Annotated in this window: 1 protein-coding gene; it reads left to right on the forward strand. The window is 59.0% G+C overall.

From position 1 onward, the window contains the following. A partial coding sequence (locus AB4Z23_RS28640) for a hypothetical protein (protein WP_441361329.1) occupies window positions 1–233 on the forward strand: 233 nt, incomplete at its 5' end. Window positions 234–429: the final 196 nt, after the last annotated feature.

Genomic DNA, 429 nt, shown 5'->3' on the forward strand with positions numbered 1-429 from the left:
CCTGTCGAGAGCGCCGTGAAGACGTGCCGCTGTCTCACAAAAGATCGCAGCCGCACTCGGTGCAGCAAGTGGAAAAGTCGCCGTGTTTCATGCTGCCTTCGTTGCACGGTTCTGCTGGTGGAGTCCTCACCAAGCACAGTAATGCCGCCGCCCTCATTGGTTACGTGCCCGTCCCTCCGGGCCGGGTCCGGGCGGCTTCGCCGAATATGTCGGCCTTCGGCCGGCTTTTTTAGGTCAAAGGCGGTCGGTGATCTTCGGCTGTACATGTGGCGATCGCCGGATCACCGACCCTTTGACATGGGCATACGGGCAAGCCCGCATGCCCAGCCCAGCGGCGGTTGCTCCCGAATGAGAGATCGGCTAAAAGACAACCTCGTTTATTTGGTAAGTATGAGTAGGAAAACCTCCGCCCCTATATGAGCACAGGAT

The sequence above is a fragment of the Agrobacterium sp. MCAB5 genome (genome assembly GCF_052114365.1).
Lineage (GTDB): Bacteria > Pseudomonadota > Alphaproteobacteria > Rhizobiales > Rhizobiaceae > Agrobacterium > Agrobacterium tumefaciens.